This is a genomic window from Streptomyces sp. NPDC001728, from assembly GCF_040297565.1.
In the GTDB taxonomy this organism is placed as follows: domain Bacteria; phylum Actinomycetota; class Actinomycetes; order Streptomycetales; family Streptomycetaceae; genus Streptomyces.
In genome coordinates this window covers 174,153-191,979 of the sequence record NZ_JBEOZK010000003.1, presented here as the reverse complement: position 1 = coordinate 191,979, position 17,827 = coordinate 174,153, and the positions used below count along the sequence as shown (strand labels likewise).

The window sequence follows — 17,827 nt, the reverse complement described above, 5'->3', positions numbered from 1 at the left end:
ACAAGAATGCTCGGGTGACACCCCCCGGAGATCCCACGGGGGCAGGTGTCCCTGTTCCGGAAGGCCGAGGAGGGCCGGGTGACGACCTATGACGATCGAGCGAGCCTCACTGATCTGACCACCACCGTGGAGCGTGTCCGCAGGTCGGTGGAGAGCGTGATCGAGGGCAAGCCCGAGGTCGTACGGCTTTCGCTGACCGTGCTGCTCGCCGAGGGACACCTCCTCATCGAGGATGTCCCCGGCGTCGGCAAGACCATGCTCGCCAAGACCCTGGCCCGGTCCATCGACTGCTCGGTGCGCCGCATCCAGTTCACCCCCGACCTGCTGCCCTCGGACGTCACGGGCGTGTCGATCTTCGACCAGCAGCGAAGGGACTTCGAGTTCAAGCCGGGCGCGATCTTCGCCCAGATCGTGATCGGCGACGAGATCAACCGCGCCTCGCCGAAGACGCAGTCCGCGCTCCTGGAGTCCATGGAGGAGCGCCAGGTCACCGTCGACGGCCAGACCTACGAGCTGCCCAGCCCGTTCATGGTGGTCGCCACGCAGAACCCGGTCGAGATGGAGGGCACCTACCCGCTGCCCGAGGCCCAGCGCGACCGCTTCATGGCCCGGGTCTCCATCGGCTACCCGAGCGCCGAGGCCGAGCTGCGGATGCTCGATGTGCACGGCTCGGTCTCCCCGCTGGACGACCTCCAGCCGGTCGCCCACGCCCACGACATCCTGAAGCTGGTCGAGGCGGTGCGCGCGGTGCACGTCGCCGACTCCGTACGCCGGTACGCGGTCGACATCGTCGCCGCCACCCGCACCCACGCCGACCTGCGCCTCGGCGCCTCCCCCCGGGCCACGCTGCACCTGCTGCGGGCCGCGAAGGCCTCCGCCGCGCTGAGCGGCCGCGAGTACGTGCTGCCCGACGACCTCCAGGCCCTCGCCGCGCCCGTCCTCGCCCACCGGCTGCTGCCGACGGCGCAGGCCCAGCTGAACCGGCGCACCGCCGAGCAGGTCGTCCAGGACATCCTGCAGCGCATCCCCGTCCCGGCAACCACCCCGCCCGCCGGACCGCTCTACGGCCAGCAGCCCGGCGCCCGGCGGCTGTGATGGGTGGCACCGCCGTGCCCGACGGGCAGCGGGGCGACGAGGACGACCGGGGCGGTCTGCGGACCGCCCTCGGCGGTCTCACCACCCGCGGCCGTTCCTTCCTCGCCGCCGGGGTGGCCGCCGCCGTCTGCGCGTACGTCCTCGGCCAGGCCGATCTGCTGCGGGTCGGGCTGCTGCTCGCCACGCTGCCGCTGATCTGCGTCCTCGTGCTGCACCGCACCCGCTACCGGGTCGCGGCCTCCCGCCGGCTCACCCCGCAGCGGGTGGAGGCCGGCTCCGAGGCCCGGGTGCAGCTGCGGATGGAGAACGTCTCCAAGCTGCCCACCGGGCTCCTGATGCTCCAGGACCACGTGCCGTACATGCTGGGGCCCCGCCCCCGCTTCGTCCTCGACCGGGTCGAGGCGGGCGGGCGGCGCGAGGTGTCCTACCGGGTCCGCTCCGACCTGCGCGGACGCTTCCCGCTCGGACCGCTCCAGCTGCGGCTGAACGACCCCTTCGGGATGTGCGAGCTGACCCGGTCCTTCAGCGCGTACGACACCCTCACCGTCGTGCCCAGGACGGAGGCCCTGCCGCCGGTGAAGCTCGTCGGCGAGTCCCAGGGGCACGGCGACGGACAGCAGCGCTCGCTCGCCCTCGCGGGCGACGACGACATCATCCCGCGCGCCTACCGCCACGGCGACGACCTGCGCCGGGTGCACTGGCGCTCCACCGCCCGCTACGGCGAGCTGATGGTCCGCCGCGAGGAGCAGCCGCAGCGGGCCCGCTGCACGGTCCTCCTCGACACCCGCCGGGTCGCCTACCAGGGCTCCGGCCCCGACTCCGCCTTCGAATGGGCGGTCTCCGGCGCCGCCTCCGCCCTCGTCCACATGCTGGAGCGCGGCTACGCCGTGCGGCTGGTCACCGACACCGGCAGCACGGTGCCCGGCGAGGGGTCCGAGGGCTTCGCCGCCCCGGCACAGGACTCGGCCGAGTCGGCCGGTCTGATGATGGACACCCTCGCGGTGGTCGACCACTCCGAGGGCGGTGGTCTCTCGCGCGCCTCCGACGCGCTGCGCGGCGGCGACGAGGGGCTGCTCGTCGCCTTCGTCGGGGATCTCGACGAGGAACAGGCGGCGCTGACCGCCCGGATGCGCGGACGCGCCGGTGCGGCCGTCGCGTTCGTCCTGGACTCCGGGACCTGGCTGACCGGCGGCGCCGTCGCCGGGGCCGTCGAGGCCCGGGTGCGGCAGCTGCGGGAGGCGGGCTGGACGGCGCTGCCCGTACCGCCCGGCGCCCGGCTCACCGACCTGTGGCAGCAGGCGGCAGGAATGCGGGCCGAGTCCGCCGCCGACACCTACGGAGGATGGTCATGAGCGGGCGCGCACGGCTGACCCTGGCCGCCTGGGCCGCCACCCTGATGGGCGCGGGAGCGCTGCTCCCGCTGGTGAAGCCGGCCACCTGGATCTTCACGGCGGCCTTCGTGCTCGCGCTGGTGAGCGGGGTGGGCACGCTGGCCCGACGGGCGCCGCTGGCCCGGCCGCTGACGGTGCTCGCCCAGCTCCTCGTCACGGTGCTCGTGCTGACCGCGATCTTCGCCGGGGAGCAGGCGGTCCTCTGGTTCCTGCCCGGCCCACAGGTCTTCACGCACGCCGCCGACCTGTTCCGGGCGGGCGCCGATGACGTCGGGCGGTACGCGATCCCCGCACCGGACACCGAGGGCATCCGGCTGATGCTGGTGGGCGGTGTCGTCGGGATCGGCATCCTCGTGGACACCCTCGCGGTCACCTTCCGCAGGGCGGCCCCGGCCGGTCTTCCGCTGCTCGCCCTGTACTCGGTCGCGGCCGGTCTCTCCGGCGGCGGCGCGGGCTGGCTCTGGTTCCTCCTCGCGGCCTCCGGCTATCTGCTGCTGCTCCTCGCCGAGGGCCGCGACCGGCTCTCGGCGTGGGGGCGGGTCTTCGGCGGGGCCCAGCGCTCCGGCCGTTCCGGGTCCGCCGTCGCGACCGGCGGCAGCGCCTTCGCGCCGGCCCGCACCGGCCGCCGGATCGGCGCCGTGGCCATGGGTGTCGCGATGGTCGTCCCGTTCGCGCTGCCCGGCTTCACCGGCGGGCTGCTCGGCGGCAGCGGCGGCGGCGAGGGGACGGGCGGCACCGGCAAGGGCGGCACGATCTCGGCCGTGAACCCGCTGGTCTCCCTCCAGGACAACCTGCGCCAGCCGGAGGACCGGGAGGTCCTGCGCTACCGGACCAACGCCCGCGAGAACTCCGGGATGTATCTGCGGCTGGTCGCCCTCGACCAGTTCGACGGCACCTCGTGGAAGTCCTCGGTCCGCCCGATCGAGGACGTGCCCGAGCAGCTGCCCTGGCCGCAGGGGCTCGCCCAGGACGTCCGGGCCACCGAGGTGACCAGCAACTTCGTCGCCTCCGACGGGTACGAGCAGAAGTGGCTGCCGATGCCGTACCCGGCCGCCCGGGTCGACATCGGGGGACGTTGGCGGTACGAGCCGACCGGGCGGATGCTCGTCGGCGACGACAAGCAGACCACCCGCGGCGCCCGCTACCAGGTCACCAGCCTCGACGTGCAGCCGACCTCCGAGCAGCTGGCCGCGGCCCCGCCCGCCCCGGACAAGCTGCGCCGCGAGTACACCAAGGTGCCCGCTTCGCTGCCCGAGGACGTGAAGAGCACGGCCCTGAACGTCACCAAGGGCGCCCGCAACGACTACGAGCGGGCGGTGAAGCTCCAGGACTGGTTCGCCAGGGACGGCGGTTTCCGCTACGACGTCGACGTGGTGTCGGGCAGCGGGGTGCAGGCGATCTCCCGCTTCCTGAAGGACAAGGAGGGCTTCTGCGTCCACTTCTCCTTCTCGATGGCGGCGATGGCCCGCTCGCTCGGCATCCCGGCGCGGGTCGCGGTGGGCTTCATGCCGGGCACCACGCAGACCGACGGATCGGTCTCGGTCGGCATCCGGGACGCGCACGCCTGGCCCGAGCTGTACTTCGAGGGCGCCGGGTGGACCCGGTTCGAGCCGACGCCCTCGCGCGGTTACACCCCCGGCTACACCAGGGCCGACACGCCCTCGGGTACGGCCACCGGTCCCTCGCAGCCCCAGCAGAGCTCCTCCGCACAGCCGTCCGCCGCGCCGAGCGCGTCGGAGAGCTGCACGCCGCAGATGCGACGCCTCGGCGACTGCGGCCCGGACGCGGCGGCAGGCGGTGCGGCCTCGGACGGCTCGGGCCCCGACCCGCTGACGGTGTTCCTGGTGACGATCGGGATCCTCGTCGTCCTCGCCCTCCCCTTCCTCCCGCTGCTCTGGCGGACCCGGGTACGGGCCCGCCGGCTCGGTCCGGCCGGGGCCCGCGGCCCCGAGGAGGCGGCGGCACGGACGCTCGCGGTCTGGGAGGAGATCAACGACACGGCCTGGGACTACGGGGTCGAGCCGGACGAGGCACGGACGCCGAGGACGACGGCGGCCCGGATCGTCCGCCTGGGCGAGCTGGGCGGCGAGGCCGAGGCCGCGGTGCACCGGGTGGCGCGGGCGGTGGAGGAGGCGCTGTACGCGCCGCGTCCGGCACCTGCCGCGGGCCTCGCGGAGGAGGCCGGCCGGATCCGGGCGGGCTTCCACGCGGCGGCGGACCGCCGTGCCCGCCTCCGCGCACTCCTGGCGCCCCGCTCGGCGGCCCGGCTGCGCTGGTCGACGGCGGACCGCTGGTCGCGGACGACGACGGCCTGGGCGCTGCGCCGCCAGGAGGTGGTGACCCGGGTGACGGCCCCGTTCCGCAGGGCGTCGCGCGAGACGGGCTGACGGCGGGGTGGTGCGGGGGCTCGTCGCCACGGGCCCCCGCACCACGCACCACGGACCTCTGACCCGACGACGCGGGAACGACCGAGCCCCGTGGGGTCCGCGCTGAGGCGCGGGCTCCACGGGGCTCGGTCGTACAGAGGGGTGCGGGGCCTCCGCTCAGGGGGCCGTCAGTGGCCGCCGCCCTGCTCGTCGCGGCGGCGCTGCCACCGCTCTTCCATCCGGTTCATCATGGAGCGTCGCTGCCGGGTCTGACGGCCTCCGGCCGCCATTCCCCCACCACTGGCCTGCTGCTCACCCGGCTTGGGCGCCTTGCGCCATCCGGTGACGGCCAGGACCGCGCAGCCCAGCATGACGAGGAACCCCACCACGCTGATCCAGATCTGCTGTGCGACCATTCCGGCCATGAGGAGCGCGATACCCACCAGGAAGCCGGCGACTGCCTGGTAGACCCGTCGCCGGGTGTACGTACGCAGTCCGCTTCCCTCGAGCGCTGTCGCGAACTTGGGATCTTCGGCGTACAGCGCTCGCTCCATCTGCTCGAGCATTCGCTGCTCGTGCTCCGAGAGCGGCACGGAGTCCTCCTAGTCGTCGGTCGCGGGGGCGACCGGTTTGCGGCCCTTTCAGGATAGGCAGGGAATCGCCCCCGTGAAACCCGCCCACAATGCCGAATAGCCAATCCGGGCCGCCATGCGGATCGGTTGCTGAGGCGTTGATTCCCCAGCCCCTCGTCCGTCATGCCGGATGCTGTCCCCCGATCATACGGGGCGGAGCCCCTTACCGGGCGGGCTGTGGCGTACTCCATGGAGCACCACCGCCCGCACCGCCGAACGGGTGACCGTCCCGGTCAGGCCCGCTTCTCGCCCAGCACGTGCAGCTGGGTGGCGATGGCGTGGAAGGAGGGCAGCTCGGCAGCGGCCGCCTCCAGCTTGAGCAGGGCCTCGGCGGCACCGGGTTCGGTGTCGACGAGGACGCCGGGGACCAGGTCGGAGAAGACCCGGACGCCGTGCACCGCACCGACCTCCAGGCCGGCCTCGTCGGCCAGCTCGGTGAGCTGCTCGGCGGTGAAGCGCCGGGGCACGGGGTCGCCGGCGCCCCAGCGGCCCGCCGGGTCGCCGAGCGCGTGCCGGGCCTCGGTGAAGTGGCCGGCGAGGGCGCGGGCCAGGACGGCGCCGCCGAGGCCGGCGGCTAGCAGACTGAGAGCGCCGGCGGGCCGGAGCGCCGCGACCGCGTTCCGCACGCCCTCGGCCGGGTCGTCGACGTACTCCAGGACGCCGTGGCAGAGCACGATGTCGAAGCTCTCGCGCTCGACGACGTCGAAGAGACCGCTGATGTCCCCCTGGACGCCGGTGACGAGGTCGGCGACCCCGGCCTCGGCGGCCCGGCGCTCCAGCGCGAACAGCGCGTTGGGGCTGGGGTCGACGACGGTGACCCGGTGGCCGAGGCGGGCGACCGGCACCGCGAAGTTGCCGGAGCCGCCGCCCGTGTCGAGGACGTCGAGGCCGTCCTTCCCGGTGGCCTCGACCCGGCGGTCGAGGGCGTCCTGGAGAACGTCCCGGACGACGGCGGTGCGCAGGGAGGCGCGCGACGGGCGCGACGTCGCCTCTCGGCCGAAGGCAGGGGAAGGGTCCGGCACGGCTGTTGACTCCTCGGTGACGGGTACGGACGCTCCCCACCCTATGGCCTGGTCCCCCGCTTTCGGATCATCCTCCCGGCTCGTCCGTCCCCGGCTGACGGGGCAGCACCGGCCGGAGGGCGAGCAGCCGCTCGACCAGGCGGAGGAAGTGCGCGGCGTCCCTGAGCAGGTCGTCGGCCTCGCGCCGGGTCGCGGCGCTCGCGATCCCGGCCTCGGCGCGGGCCCTGCGCTGGGCTCCGGCCGCGAAGAGGGCGCTCCACTCGGTCAGCTCGGGCGCCAGCTCGGCGAGGAGTTCCCAGGCGCTCCTTATCCGCTGCCGGCGGCGGGGGTGGGTCTCGGGTCTGGCGCGGGCGGCGAGGACGGCGGCGGCGGCCCGGAGGGCGGCGAGGTGCGCGGCGGCGTACCGCTCGTGGGGGCGGTCGAGGGCGGTCGCCTCGACCAGTCCGGCGCGGGCCTTGGCGAGGAGGTCGAGGGCGGCGGGCGGGGCGGTGGTGCGGCGCGGGACGGGGTGGATGTCGGACGCGGGTCCGGACCGTGCGGGGGCGGGGTTGCCGTCGGGGTGGCGGCGGGGCGCGGCTGCTGCGGAAGGGCTTGCCATGACGAGTCCTCCTGTCGTCGCGTGACGGCCTTGTGGCCGTATGTGTTCATCGTGCACTGCCCCACTGACAATCGCGCCGACCTGGGGTTTTGCCTGAATTCCCGGTGCGGGGTAACTTTTGCACTGACCAGTCAGTTCAAAAGGGGAATCGGGGGGTGGGACCCATGGAAGCGGAAGCCGATGAGCGGCCGCACGGCGCCGCCGTCGTCGCGGACGGGTTCGGGCTGAAGGGGCCGCGCGGCTGGGCCTTCCGGAAGGTCTCCTTCCGGGCCGAGTCGGGTGCGCTGGTGGCGATCGAGGGACCGTCGGGATCGGGCCGCACCTGTCTGCTGCTCGCGCTCACCGGCCGGATGAAGGCCAAGGAGGGCACCGCCGAGGTCGGCGGTCTGCCGCTGCCCCGGAAGATGGCGGCGGTGCGCCGGATCAGCGCCCTCGGCCAGGTCCCCGGCGTCAGCGAGCTCGACCCCGCCTTCACGGTCGCCGAGCACCTGCGCGAGCGGGCCCTGCTCCAGCGCCGTTTCGACGGCTCCGTCCGGGCCCTGCTGCGGCGCCCGGCCGAGCGGGCGGCGACGGCCCGGTCCCGGATCGAGGAGGCCGTGACGGCCGCCGGTCTCGACCTGGCCGCCCTGCCGAAGGGCGAGCGGACCTCCGTACGGGACCTGGAGCGGCTCGAAGCGCTCCGCCTCTCGATCGCCCTGGCCCTGATCGGCCGGCCCCGGCTGCTCGCCGTGGACGACACGGACCTGAAGCTCTCGGACGCCGACCGGGCGGAGGCCTGGGAGCTGCTGCGGTCCCTGGCCGCCGCCGGGACGACCGTCCTCGCCGTGTGCAGCGAGGCCCCCGAGGACGCCCTGCGGATCACCACCCTCGACGGAGCTGCGGAGCCGGAGACGGCCGAGCCCGAGACGGCCGAGGCCGAGGCCGAGGCCGCCGCCGGGACCGTGAGCGCCCCCGAGCACGACACCGAAGACACGACCGAGGAGGGGGCGGCCGATGCGCTCGCCGAAACTGGCCGCGCTTGAGCTGAGGCGCTTCGGCAGGGGAAGGCTGCCGCGCGCCGCGCTCGTCGCGATCCTGCTGCTGCCGCTGTTGTACGGCGCGCTGTACCTGTACTCGTTCTGGGACCCGTACGGCAGGCTCGACAAGATCCCCGTCGCCCTCGTCAACGAGGACCGCGGCGCCACCGCCGACGGCAGGACGGTCAACGCCGGCGACGACATCGCCGAAGGGCTCCTGGAGAGCAAGACCTTCGACTGGCACAGGGTGAGCGACGCCGAGGCGCGCAAGGGCGTCGAGGACGGCACGTACTACCTGTCCCTGACCATGCCCGGCGACTTCAGCTCCCGCATCGCCTCAAGCTCCGGCGACGCGCCCGAGACCGGCGCCCTGCGGGTGCGGACCAACGACTCCAACAACTACATCGTCGGCCAGATCTCCCGGACGGTCTTCTCCGAGGTGCGCACCGCCGCCTCCACGAAGTCCTCCCGCACCTTCCTCGACAAGATCTTCATCTCCTTCTCCGGCATCCACGACGCGACCGCCGAGGCGGCCAAGGGCGCGGGCGACCTCAAGCAGGGCGTGGACAAGGCGAAGAAGGGCTCCAAGGACCTGGCGGACGGTCTCACGACCGCCAAGACCGGCAGCGGCGACCTCGCCGCGGGCCTGAAGAAGCTCGACAAGGGCGCGAAGGACCTGGAGAGCGGCTCCCGCAAGGTCGCCGACGGCACCCAGGCCCTCGCCGACAAGGTGAACGGCACCGCCGACAAGGTCCGCCCCTACCTCGCGGACAACGGCCGGTCGATCCGCGACACCGCCCGGCTGGTCTCCGACTCCGCCACGGCCGCCCGGCACGACCTGGACGACCTGGTGAAGCGCGCCCCGCTGATCCGCACCGCCGCGCACAAGGCCGACACCGGTATGGCCGCGCTCCACCGCGAGGAGTGCGTGGACAACCCGGAGCCCGACGCCAGGGTGTGCGGGGTCCTCAAGGAGGCGACGGTCACCGCCGGGGACGTGGCCGTCATCGCCGACGACATCCACCAGCTGACCAAGGACAGCGGTGCCGACCTCAAGACCCTGGACGCCCGGCTCGTCACGCTCAAGAAGCAGGCCGACGACCTGGCCGCCCGCGCCCCGCACCTCGACGAGGACCTGGAGGGGGCGGTCAAGAAGATCAACGAGCTCAACGCGGGCGCGAAGAAGGTCGCGGCGGGCGCGGACCGGCTGCACACCGGCATCACCGACGCCAAGGCCGGTTCCGTGAACCTCGACACCGGCGTCGGCAAGCTGAAGAAGGGCGCGGGCGACCTGGACGGCGGCCTCTTCAAGCTGGCCGACGGCTCCGGAAGCCTCGCCGCCGGCCTGAAGGACGGCGTCGCCCAGATCCCCGACTACGACCAGCAGGACCGCGACCGGCGTACGGAGGTCATGGCCGACCCGGTACAGCTGGCCTCCCAGTCGCTGCACAAGGCACCGAACTACGGCACGGGCTTCGCCCCGTACTTCATCCCGCTGTCCCTCTGGGTCGGCGCGATGGTCGCGTACATGATCATCCAGCCGCTGAACCGGCGGGCCCTCGCCGCCGGCGGCTCCGCCTGGCGGATCGCCCTCGCGGGCTGGCTCCCGGTGGCCGCGCTCGGCATCCTCCAGGTCGGCGCGCTCATGTCGGTCCTGCACTGGGGCCTCGGCCTCCAGATGGACCGGGCCGCCGGGACCGTCGGCTTCCTCGCCCTGGTCACCTGCTGCTTCGCCGCGATCATCCAGTGGCTCAACGCCCGCTTCGGCGCGGCCGGCCGCATCCTGGTGCTCGCCGTCCTGATGCTCCAGCTGACCTCGGCGGGCGGCACGTACCCCGTCCAGACCAGCCCGGCCTTCTTCAACGCGATCCACCCCTTCCTGCCGATGAGCTACGTGGTCGAGGCACTGCGTCGACTGATCACGGGCGGCGGGATCGGGCCCGTCTGGCAGGCCTGCGCGGTCCTGACGGCGTTCACGGTGGGCGCCCTGGCCCTGACCGCCGTCTCCGCCCGCGGGCGGCAGGTGTGGACGCTGGACCGGCTCCACCCCGAACTGACCCTGTGAGACGCGGCCGGTGACGCCCTCCGCACCTGTGAGAATCGAGCCCATGGACAGCAGCAGCACCCGACGCCAGGCCACGCGCGCGAAGCTCTACGAAGCGGCGGTCACCCTCATCGCGGAGCAGGGCTTCTCCGCGACGACCGTCGACGAGATCGCCGAGCGGGCCGGCGTGGCCAAGGGCACGGTCTACTACAACTTCAAGAGCAAGACCGAGCTGTTCGAGGAGTTGCTGCGCCACGGGGTGTCGCTGCTCGCGGCCTCGCTGCGCACGGCGGCCGAGGAGACCGCCGAGCGCGGCGGGAGCCGGGTCGACGCGCTGGACGCGATGATCCGGGCGGGTCTGGTCTTCATCGACCGCTACCCGGCCTTCACCCAGCTGTACGTGGCCGAGCTGTGGCGCACCAACCGGGCCTGGAACTCGACGCTCCTGGTGGTCCGCCAAGAGGCCGTCGCGGTGATCGAGGGGGTGCTGCGCGACGGGGTCGAGGCCGGTGAGCTGAGCGACGAGATCGATGTCCAGCTGACGGCGGCGGCACTGGTCGGCATGGTGCTCGTCGCGGCGCTCGACTGGCAGGCGTTCCAGAGCGAGCGTTCGCTCGACGACGTGCACGCGGCGCTCTCCCGGCTGCTGCACGGCCGGGTGGGCGGCCGGTAGCCAGCGGTATCGGGCGATGGCGGGCGGTAGCGGCCCGTAGCGGCCGACGAGGGACACGCACGGAGAAGGCCGGTGCGACGAGGCTCGATCCCCCCGACCCCCGCCGCACCGGCCTTCTCCGTACAGCTCCGTACGTCTCCGTACTCCCCCGTGGCACCCCCGTGCCCCGTAGCGGCAGGCGCGCGGTCCCCGGTTCCGCGGCCCCGTGTCCGCGGTGCCCGGAGCCGCGCCCCTTCCGTGGACTCCACTCTTCCGCCCGGGCGGTGCCGCGCCCATCCGCACACCTACTCATCTCGCCCCCTAGGTACGGATACTCAGTGCTGGTTACGATCGCCGACGTGTCCGTACTCCCCCTGGTGTTCACCAGCGGCTGGGCGAGCGGGATCAACGCGTACGCGGTGGTCCTGCTGTTCGGCGTCTTCGGCGCGACCGGGCTCACCGACGAGGTGCCCGAGTCCTTGCAGCGCACCGATGTCCTCGTCGTCGCCGGCGTGCTGTTCCTCTGCGAGGCGGTGGCGGACAAGATCCCGTACGTCGACTCGATATGGGACTCCGTCCACACCGTGATCCGGCCGATCGCGGGCGCCGTGGTCGGGGCCCTGCTCGCCGGGCAGAACGGTTCGCTGCCGGAGCTCGCTGCGGGCGCGGTCGGCGGTTCGACGGCCCTGCTCAGCCACTTCGTCAAGGCGGGGACGAGGATGGCGGTCAACACCTCGCCCGAACCGTTCTCCAATGTCGCGCTGAGCCTGGCGGAGGACCTCGGGGTGGCGGCGATCGTCACCTTCGCGGTCTTCCATCCGGTGGCGGCGGCCGTCGTCGCGGCCGTCCTGCTCGCCGTGGGGCTGGCGATAACGGTCTTCCTCGCCCAGCGGATCCGGCGCTTCCTGCGCCGCAGGTCCCAGCGCCGCGAGGAGCGGCGGCTCGCGGACGTGGGGGCCCGCGTCAGGGACCGGCCGCCGGCCGGGAGCCGGGACGGGGACGGCTCGGAGCACTTCTGATCCCGCCGTGCGCCCCGGGCCCGTCCGGGGCCCTCGGAGGCGCCGGATAGGGTCGCTGGCATGGCACGGATTGTGGTGATCGGCGCGGGACTCGGCGCCATGTCGGCGGCGGCCCGGCTGGCCGTGGCGGGCCACCGGGTGACGGTGTACGAGCGGACGGCGACGTACGGCGGCGCGGTCGGCCGGTTCGAGCGGGACGGGTTCGCCTTCGACACGGGCCCTGGGTTGCTGCACCTGCCGGCCGTCTACCGGGACCTGTTCGTGAAGACCGGCAAGGAACCGCTGGAGGAGTGCGTCACGCTGACGCAGGTCGACCCGGCGAGCCGTCATGTCTTCGCCGACGGCACCCGCGTGGACCTGCCGAACGCCTCCCGGGCCGGCACGGTCGCCGCCCTGGACGCGGCGCTCGGCGCGGGCGCGGGCGAGCGCTGGGGCGCGTTCCTGGTGCGGGCCCGCGAGGCCTGGGACCGCACCCGCCGCCCCCTCCTGGAAGAACCGCAGCCGAAGAACCCCGCACCACCGGCCGCCGACCCGTACCCGGCGCTCAAGGCCGGGCTGCTGCGCCGCCCGACGACCACGCTGGCGCAGATCGGGACGCGCGAGCTGCGCGACCCCCGGCTCATCGCCCTGCTCGACGCGTACGCCCGGGCGTACGGCTTCGACCCGGCCACCGCCCCGGCCTCGGCCGCCGTCCTGCCGTACATGGAGCAGACCTTCGGCAGCTGGTACGTGGGCGGGGGCCTGCGGGCGCTGGCCGACGCGGTGTACGAGCGGTGCCGGAAGCGCCGGGTCGAGTTCGTCTTCGACTCGCCCGTGGCGGACGTCATGGAGAAGGACGGCCGCGCCGTGGGCGTCCGGCTCGCCGGAGGAGAGACGGTCGAGGCCGGTCACGTCGTCTCGGGCGCCCCGGTGCCCAGCCTCTACCGGGACCATGTCGTCGAGCGGGGCCACGGCGACGACCTCCCGCACCACCAGGTCACCGGGACGGGCCGGGTGACGGTCTGTCTGGCCCTGCGCGGGCCCAGGGAGACGGCGGCGGTCCATCGCACGGTCGTGCACGCGGCCGGCGGGCGGCCGACGGTGACGGTGCTGCGCCCGGACGACCCGGCGCTGCGCCCCGACGCGGAGCACGAGTCGGTGACGGTCACGGCGACGGTCCGTACCTCCCCCGGGCAGGACTGGGAGGCCTTCGCCGGGCGGATGACCGAGGCCGCCGGGCTCGCGGTGCCGGATCTCGCGGAGCGCCTGCTGTGGCGCCACGTCCGCACTCCTGAGGACGTACGGCGGGACACCGGCGCGGCCGAGGTGCCGGGGCCGGCGCTGGCCGGCGCCCGGGGGCTGCTGCTGCCCGCCGACAACCGCTCGCCGCTGCCGGGCCTCTGGTTCGCGGGCGGCTGGTCGCACCCGGGCGGCGGTCTCGCCCACGCGGGCATGTCGGGCGCCCTGGTGGCCGGACTGATCGTGGAGGGAACGGACTTCCGCGGCTCCCAGTAGGGGCTGCCGGGGCGGGCGGACGTCGGGGTGGGGTCGGGGGCCGGTGGGCCCCCGACGGTCGCTCAGTACCGGTGCTGCTGCTGGTCGTCCGGGTGCGGCTCCCAGCCGTACTGCTCGGGACCCTGCTGCTGGTGGGGCGGCTGCTGCGGCTGGGGCTGGACGGGCTGGTCGGTGTCGCGCTGCTGCGGCACCCAGACCCCGCCGGGCGGCGTGTCGTAGGTGTACGAGGGGGCGTAGGAGTCGCCGTAGTACGTGCCGTACTGCTGGGCGTCCGTGCCCGGACCGATGTACGGGTCGGAGTAGGCGGCGTACTGCTGCTGCCCCGCGGTGTCGTAGCCGTAGGCCGGCTGCTGCTGGTCGTACCCCGGCGCGTACGGGTCGTGGCCCGGGGTCGCGTACCCCGTCGTGTAGCCGGTGCTGTGGGCGGCGGCACCGTGACCGGCGTCGTGGCCCGTGTCGTGCCCGCCGCCGTAGACCCCGTACTGGCCGGTGTCCTCGGGCAGCGGCAGGGGCTCGTAGACCGCGGTGGTCTCGGCGGCGACCGGTTCGCCCGCCTCGCCCGGACCGGGGTACGGGGACTCCTCGCCCTCGTAGGACAGCTCGGTGACCTCAAGGGTGGGCCCGGCCTGCGCCGGAGCGCCCGAGCGGCGCCGGCGGCTGGCGCCCGGCCTGCCGCCGATCGCCCAGCCGGTGGAGAAGCCGCGGCGGAAGGAGAGCGTCACATAGGTCTGGCCGACGGCGAAGGCGACCGCCCCGGCGACGATCACCGCCACGGAGGGCAGCAGCACGCCGAGGACCACGCCGAGGAAACCGGTGAAGGCGAGTAGTCGCCAGCGCAGCCGTGCCTTGTACTGGAGGAGCACCTCCCCCAGCAACCACAGCGCAACCACGCCGAACGCGATGTAGAGGACCGTCCACCCCATGCCCCGCCGCCCCTCTCCACGGTCACCGCCGCGGGTCGGGGCGGGTACGACCGGTCACGACTGCTGGTGCAGTCCGAGATTCTCGTAGATCTCGAGCGTCGCGGTGGAGCTGTTCAGCGTGATGAAGTGCAGTCCGGGGACACCCTCGGAGAGCAGCCGCGCGCAGAACTCCGTCGCGAACTCGATACCGATGGAGCGTACAGCGGCGGGATCGTCCTTGACGGCGAGGATGCGGTCTTTCACGTCCGGGGGGAAGGCGGCGTTGCTCAACTGGGGCAGCCGGTCGAGGGTCTTCACATTCACGACGGGCATGACCTCGGGGATGATCGGGGTCTCACAGCCCGCCTTGGCGACGCTGTCGCGGAGCCGGAGATAGGCCTCAGGGTCGAAGAACATCTGGGTGATCGCGTAGTCGGCGCCCGCCCGGCACTTGTCCACGAAGTGCCGGATGTCCGAGTCCCAGTCGGCGGACCGGGGGTGCATCTCGGGGAAGGCGGCGACGCCCACGCAGAAGTCGCCGGACTCCTTGATCAGCCGGACCAGGTCGGCGGCGTACTTCACGCCCTCGGGGTGCTCGACCCACTCGCCCAGCGGGTCGCCCGCCGGGTCGCCGCGCAGCGCGAGCATGTTGCGGATGCCGGCGTCGGCGTACTGGCCGAGGACGTTGCGCAGCTCGGCGACCGAGTGGTCGACGGCGGTGAGGTGGGCGACGGGGGTGAGCGTGGTGTCGGAGGCGATCTTCTGGGTCGCCTTCACGGTGCCGCGGCGGGTGGTGCCGCCCGCCCCGTAGGTCACGGAGACGAAGCTCGGCCCGACGGCCTCGACCCGGCGCATCGCGTTCCAGAGGACCTGCTCGCCCTTCTCGGTCCGGGGCGCGTAGAACTCGAAGGAGTACGACGTGCCGCCGGAGGCGAGGATCTCGCGGACCGTGCGGGCGCGGTCCGAGCGGACGGAAGCGGTACCAAGGGCCATACGGGCAGGTTAGACGGGCTCCGGCGAACGACGTCATCGATGTCCGAGTGATGGACACCTTTTCGGACACATCGCCGCCGGGAGGTCCCTCGAACGGACCCGCTCCCGCCCGTGCGCCTTGGCGCGCGGGCACCTTCGTCCGCGGGCGCTACGCCCCGGCGCGCTCCCGCACCCGCTTGGCGAGCGCGGCCGTCGCCGCGGCCGGGTCGTCGGCCTCGGTGATCGCCCGGACGACCACGATCCGGCGCGCTCCGGCGTCCAGGACCTGATCGAGATTGGTCTCGTCGATGCCGCCGATGGCGAACCAGGGCCGGTCCTGGGCCAGGCCGGCCGCGTACCGCACGAGGTCGAGCCCCGGCGCGTACCGCCCCGGCTTGGTGGGGGTGGGCCAGCAGGGCCCGGTGCAGAAGTAGTCGACGCCCGGTTCGACGGCTGCCGCGGCGGCCTCGCTCTCGGCGTGGCAGGAGCGGCCGATCAGGACCTCCTCGCCGAGGATCGCGCGGGCGGCGGGCACAGGCAGGTCGCCCTGCCCGAGGTGGAGCACGTCGGAGCCGATGGCGTGGGCGACGTCGGCCCGGTCGTTCACCGCGAGGAGCTTGCCGTGGCGGCGGGCGGCGTCGGCGAGGACGGCCAGGTGGTCCAGCTCCTCGCCGGCCTCCATGCCCTTGTCGCGGAGCTGCACGATGTCGACGCCGGAGGAGAGAACGGCGTCGAGGAAGGCGGGCAGGTCGCCCTGGCGCTTCCGGGCGTCGGTGCAGAGGTAGAGCCGGGCGTCGGCAAGCCGCTCACGAGGCGTGGGCATGGGTGGATTCCCCCGTCGGTGTCGCCGGTGTCGCGGCGACCGGCCCGTCGGGGGCCGGTCGCCGCGACACCCGCTGGTGGTGTCTTCGGTGCGTGTGGGCGTCAGAGGGCGAGCGCCTGGGCGCGGCGCTTCACCTCCGTGCCACGGTTCTCGTTGAGCGCCTGCGCGGGTGTGCCCGGCAGGCTCTCGTCCGGAGTGAAGAGCCACTCCAGCATCTCCGCGTCGGTGAAGCCGTCGTCCCGCAGCACGGTCAGGAGCCCGACGAGCCCCTTGACGATCTTGTCGCCCTGGATGAAGGCGGCGGGGATCTGCAGGGCGTTGTTCTCGCCGCGGCGCACGGCGATGAGCTGACCTTCCTTGATCAGCTGGCGCACGCGCGTCACCTCCACATCGAGCATCTCCGCGATGTCGGGCACGTAGAGCCAGGCGGGGACGAGCGCATCGATCTTTACGTCAATCTCGGTCACAGGACAAGCCTGCCATCCCGGACCGACAGCCGGTAGTCGGGCCCTACCGGACGGCCGCCTTCAGGGGTACGGAGGGGTCCGCCGCGCGGGCGGGATCGACGGCGGTGGCCGTCTCGATGAGCTTGCGCCCCTGGGCCAGGTCGCGCGGGCGGCCGACGGCGAGCAGGGCGACCGGCACCCCGGCCCGCAGCCAGAGCACGGACCAGGCCTCGTCCGCCGGGTCCCCGCGCCAGAGCAGCTCGTCCGCGTGGGCGTGGTGGCCGGCGTACTGGACGAAGCGGCCGAACTGCTCGGACCAGAAGTACGGGACGGGGTCGTAGGGCGCGTCGCCGGCGCCGGTGATCGCCTCGGCGACCGTGCGGGGGCCCTGGAGGGCGTTGTCCCAGTGGTGGACGAGGAGCCGTTCCCCGTAGCGGGCGGAGGGGAAGGAGGCGCAGTCGCCGACGGCGTACACATCGGGCAGGGAGGTGCGCAGCCGGTCGTCGGCGGTGACCGCGCCGCTCGGGTCGAGGGCGATGCCGGAGCCGGTCAGCCAGCCGGTGGCGGGGCGGGCGCCGATGCCGACGACGACGGCGTCGGCGGGCAGCTCGCGGCCGTCGTCGAGGACGACCCGGCCGGGTTCGACGGCGGCCACGCGCGCGTCGGTGAGGAGTTCGGCGCCGTTCGCCCCGTACCACTCGGCCATCGGGGTGGTGACCTCGGCGGGCAGGGCGCCCGCGAGGGGGCGGCCGGCGGCCTCGACGACGGTGACGGCGCAGCCGGCGGCGCGTGCGGCGGTGGCGAACTCGGCGCCGATCCATCCGGCGCCGACCACCACGACGTCGTGGCGGCGCTCCAGGACGGGTCCGAGGCGCACGGCGTCGTCGAGGGTGCGCAGCAGGTGGACCCCGGGGACGCCCTCGCCGCCGGGCAGGGTGACGGGGTGGGCGCCGGTGGCGACGACCAGGGTGTCGTAGCCGAGGGGTCCTGCCTCGGTGTCGATCTCGTGGTCGGCGGCGCGCAGTCCGGTGACGTCGAGGCCGAGGCGGAGGTCGACGCGGAGGTCCTCGAAGTCGATGTCGAAGGCGGAGTCCTCGGCCTTGCCGAGGAGGACGGCCTTGGAGAGCGGGGGCCGGTCGTAGGGCTGGTGGGGTTCGGCCCCGATGAGGGTCACGGGGCCGGTGAAGCCCTGTTCGCGCAGGGCGACGGCGGTCTGGACGCCCGCCATCCCGGCGCCGACGATCACGACATGCTGCTGGGGCTGCTTCTGCTCGCTCACCTGACCACCTTACGCATCTGACGGACCGTCAGGAAGGGTGGGGCCTGGGACCGCACCGGGCCTGCGGCTAGTCTGG

At 73.8% G+C, this 17,827-nt stretch carries 16 protein-coding genes; 8 read left to right on the top strand and 8 right to left on the bottom strand.

The window, feature by feature from the left end:
- Nucleotides 1-78: 78 nt before the first annotated feature.
- From ABT154_RS06310 to ABT154_RS06300, 3 genes are read left to right on the top strand one after another with little or no spacing between them, the layout of a single operon-like run.
- Nucleotides 79-1,095: an AAA family ATPase gene (locus ABT154_RS06310; protein WP_351853551.1), complete on the top strand. Its 1,017-nt coding sequence runs from the start codon at nucleotides 79-81 to the stop codon at nucleotides 1,093-1,095.
- Nucleotides 1,095-2,447, top strand: coding sequence for a DUF58 domain-containing protein (locus ABT154_RS06305; RefSeq protein ID WP_351853548.1), 1,353 nt, complete (start codon nucleotides 1,095-1,097; stop codon nucleotides 2,445-2,447). The genes ABT154_RS06310 and ABT154_RS06305 overlap by 1 nt, the downstream gene beginning before the upstream one ends.
- On the top strand, nucleotides 2,444-4,873 hold the full coding sequence (locus ABT154_RS06300; protein WP_351853546.1) for a transglutaminase TgpA family protein: 2,430 nt from the start codon (nucleotides 2,444-2,446) through the stop codon (nucleotides 4,871-4,873). The genes ABT154_RS06305 and ABT154_RS06300 overlap by 4 nt, the downstream gene beginning before the upstream one ends.
- A 167-nt stretch (nucleotides 4,874-5,040) precedes the next feature.
- Here ABT154_RS06300 and ABT154_RS06295 read toward each other — a convergent pair whose 3' ends face one another.
- The 3 genes from ABT154_RS06295 to ABT154_RS06285 form a co-directional block, all read right to left on the bottom strand.
- A complete protein-coding gene (locus ABT154_RS06295; RefSeq protein ID WP_056560572.1) occupies nucleotides 5,041-5,445 on the bottom strand; it encodes an SCO2097 family morphological protein in 405 nt (134 codons plus the stop codon).
- Nucleotides 5,446-5,717: 272 nt separating this feature from the next.
- Entirely contained in the window at nucleotides 5,718-6,506 is a 789-nt protein-coding gene (locus tag ABT154_RS06290; RefSeq protein WP_351853543.1) for a methyltransferase, read from the bottom strand.
- A gap of 67 nt (nucleotides 6,507-6,573) precedes the next feature.
- Complete coding sequence (locus ABT154_RS06285) at nucleotides 6,574-7,104, bottom strand: SAV_6107 family HEPN domain-containing protein (protein WP_351853540.1); 531 nt, start codon at nucleotides 7,102-7,104, stop codon at nucleotides 6,574-6,576.
- Between the two features lie 164 nt (nucleotides 7,105-7,268).
- On the opposite strand from ABT154_RS06285, the gene ABT154_RS06280 reads away from it, so the two are divergent.
- The 5 genes from ABT154_RS06280 to ABT154_RS06260 all read left to right on the top strand — a co-directional run bounded on the left by ABT154_RS06280 (nucleotide 7,269) and on the right by ABT154_RS06260 (nucleotide 13,329).
- Nucleotides 7,269-8,126, top strand: a complete 858-nt coding sequence (locus ABT154_RS06280; RefSeq protein WP_351853537.1) for an ATP-binding cassette domain-containing protein — start codon at nucleotides 7,269-7,271, stop codon at nucleotides 8,124-8,126.
- Nucleotides 8,098-10,185, top strand: a complete 2,088-nt coding sequence (locus ABT154_RS06275; RefSeq protein WP_351853534.1) for a YhgE/Pip family protein — start codon at nucleotides 8,098-8,100, stop codon at nucleotides 10,183-10,185. Before ABT154_RS06280 ends, ABT154_RS06275 begins: the two co-directional genes overlap by 29 nt.
- A 43-nt stretch (nucleotides 10,186-10,228) precedes the next feature.
- A complete protein-coding gene (locus tag ABT154_RS06270; protein ID WP_351853531.1) occupies nucleotides 10,229-10,837 on the top strand; it encodes a TetR/AcrR family transcriptional regulator in 609 nt (202 codons plus the stop codon).
- 338 nt (nucleotides 10,838-11,175) lie between these two features.
- Entirely contained in the window at nucleotides 11,176-11,835 is a 660-nt protein-coding gene (locus ABT154_RS06265; protein ID WP_351853528.1) for a DUF4126 domain-containing protein, read from the top strand.
- 60 nt (nucleotides 11,836-11,895) lie between these two features.
- Entirely contained in the window at nucleotides 11,896-13,329 is a 1,434-nt protein-coding gene (locus tag ABT154_RS06260) for a phytoene desaturase family protein (protein WP_351853525.1), read from the top strand.
- 62 nt (nucleotides 13,330-13,391) lie between these two features.
- Here ABT154_RS06260 and ABT154_RS06255 read toward each other — a convergent pair whose 3' ends face one another.
- The 5 genes from ABT154_RS06255 to ABT154_RS06235 form a co-directional block, all read right to left on the bottom strand.
- Nucleotides 13,392-14,252, bottom strand: coding sequence for a hypothetical protein (locus tag ABT154_RS06255; RefSeq protein WP_351853522.1), 861 nt, complete (start codon nucleotides 14,250-14,252; stop codon nucleotides 13,392-13,394).
- Nucleotides 14,253-14,306: 54 nt separating this feature from the next.
- The gene (gene metF, locus ABT154_RS06250; RefSeq protein ID WP_317877064.1) at nucleotides 14,307-15,224 is read right to left on the bottom strand and encodes a methylenetetrahydrofolate reductase [NAD(P)H]; all 918 of its coding nucleotides are present in this window, start codon (nucleotides 15,222-15,224) and stop codon (nucleotides 14,307-14,309) included.
- Between the two features lie 148 nt (nucleotides 15,225-15,372).
- Nucleotides 15,373-16,026: a thiamine phosphate synthase gene (gene thiE / locus ABT154_RS06245; protein ID WP_351853520.1), complete on the bottom strand. Its 654-nt coding sequence runs from the start codon at nucleotides 16,024-16,026 to the stop codon at nucleotides 15,373-15,375.
- A gap of 101 nt (nucleotides 16,027-16,127) precedes the next feature.
- Nucleotides 16,128-16,493 carry an Rv2175c family DNA-binding protein gene (locus ABT154_RS06240; protein WP_351853518.1) on the bottom strand — a complete coding sequence of 122 codons (366 nt, stop codon included), beginning with the start codon at nucleotides 16,491-16,493 and terminating at the stop codon, nucleotides 16,128-16,130.
- Nucleotides 16,494-16,536: 43 nt separating this feature from the next.
- A complete protein-coding gene (locus tag ABT154_RS06235) occupies nucleotides 16,537-17,751 on the bottom strand; it encodes an NAD(P)/FAD-dependent oxidoreductase (protein ID WP_351853515.1) in 1,215 nt (404 codons plus the stop codon).
- Nucleotides 17,752-17,827 lie beyond the last annotated feature (76 nt).

What these genes read in the sequence shown, in the direction of transcription:
- ABT154_RS06305 (WP_351853548.1), top strand. Translation starts at nt 1,095, where the DNA reads ATGGGTGGCACCGCCGTGCCCGACGGGCAGCGGGGCGACGAGGACGAC.
- ABT154_RS06285 (WP_351853540.1), bottom strand. Translation starts at nt 7,104, where the DNA reads ATGGCAAGCCCTTCCGCAGCAGCCGCGCCCCGCCGCCACCCCGACGGC.
- ABT154_RS06260 (WP_351853525.1), top strand. Translation starts at nt 11,896, where the DNA reads ATGGCACGGATTGTGGTGATCGGCGCGGGACTCGGCGCCATGTCGGCG.
- thiE (WP_351853520.1), bottom strand. Translation starts at nt 16,026, where the DNA reads ATGCCCACGCCTCGTGAGCGGCTTGCCGACGCCCGGCTCTACCTCTGC.
- ABT154_RS06255 (WP_351853522.1), bottom strand. Translation starts at nt 14,252, where the DNA reads ATGGGGTGGACGGTCCTCTACATCGCGTTCGGCGTGGTTGCGCTGTGG.
- metF (WP_317877064.1), bottom strand. Translation starts at nt 15,224, where the DNA reads ATGGCCCTTGGTACCGCTTCCGTCCGCTCGGACCGCGCCCGCACGGTC.
- ABT154_RS06270 (WP_351853531.1), top strand. Translation starts at nt 10,229, where the DNA reads ATGGACAGCAGCAGCACCCGACGCCAGGCCACGCGCGCGAAGCTCTAC.
- ABT154_RS06280 (WP_351853537.1), top strand. Translation starts at nt 7,269, where the DNA reads ATGGAAGCGGAAGCCGATGAGCGGCCGCACGGCGCCGCCGTCGTCGCG.
- ABT154_RS06300 (WP_351853546.1), top strand. Translation starts at nt 2,444, where the DNA reads ATGAGCGGGCGCGCACGGCTGACCCTGGCCGCCTGGGCCGCCACCCTG.
- ABT154_RS06275 (WP_351853534.1), top strand. Translation starts at nt 8,098, where the DNA reads ATGCGCTCGCCGAAACTGGCCGCGCTTGAGCTGAGGCGCTTCGGCAGG.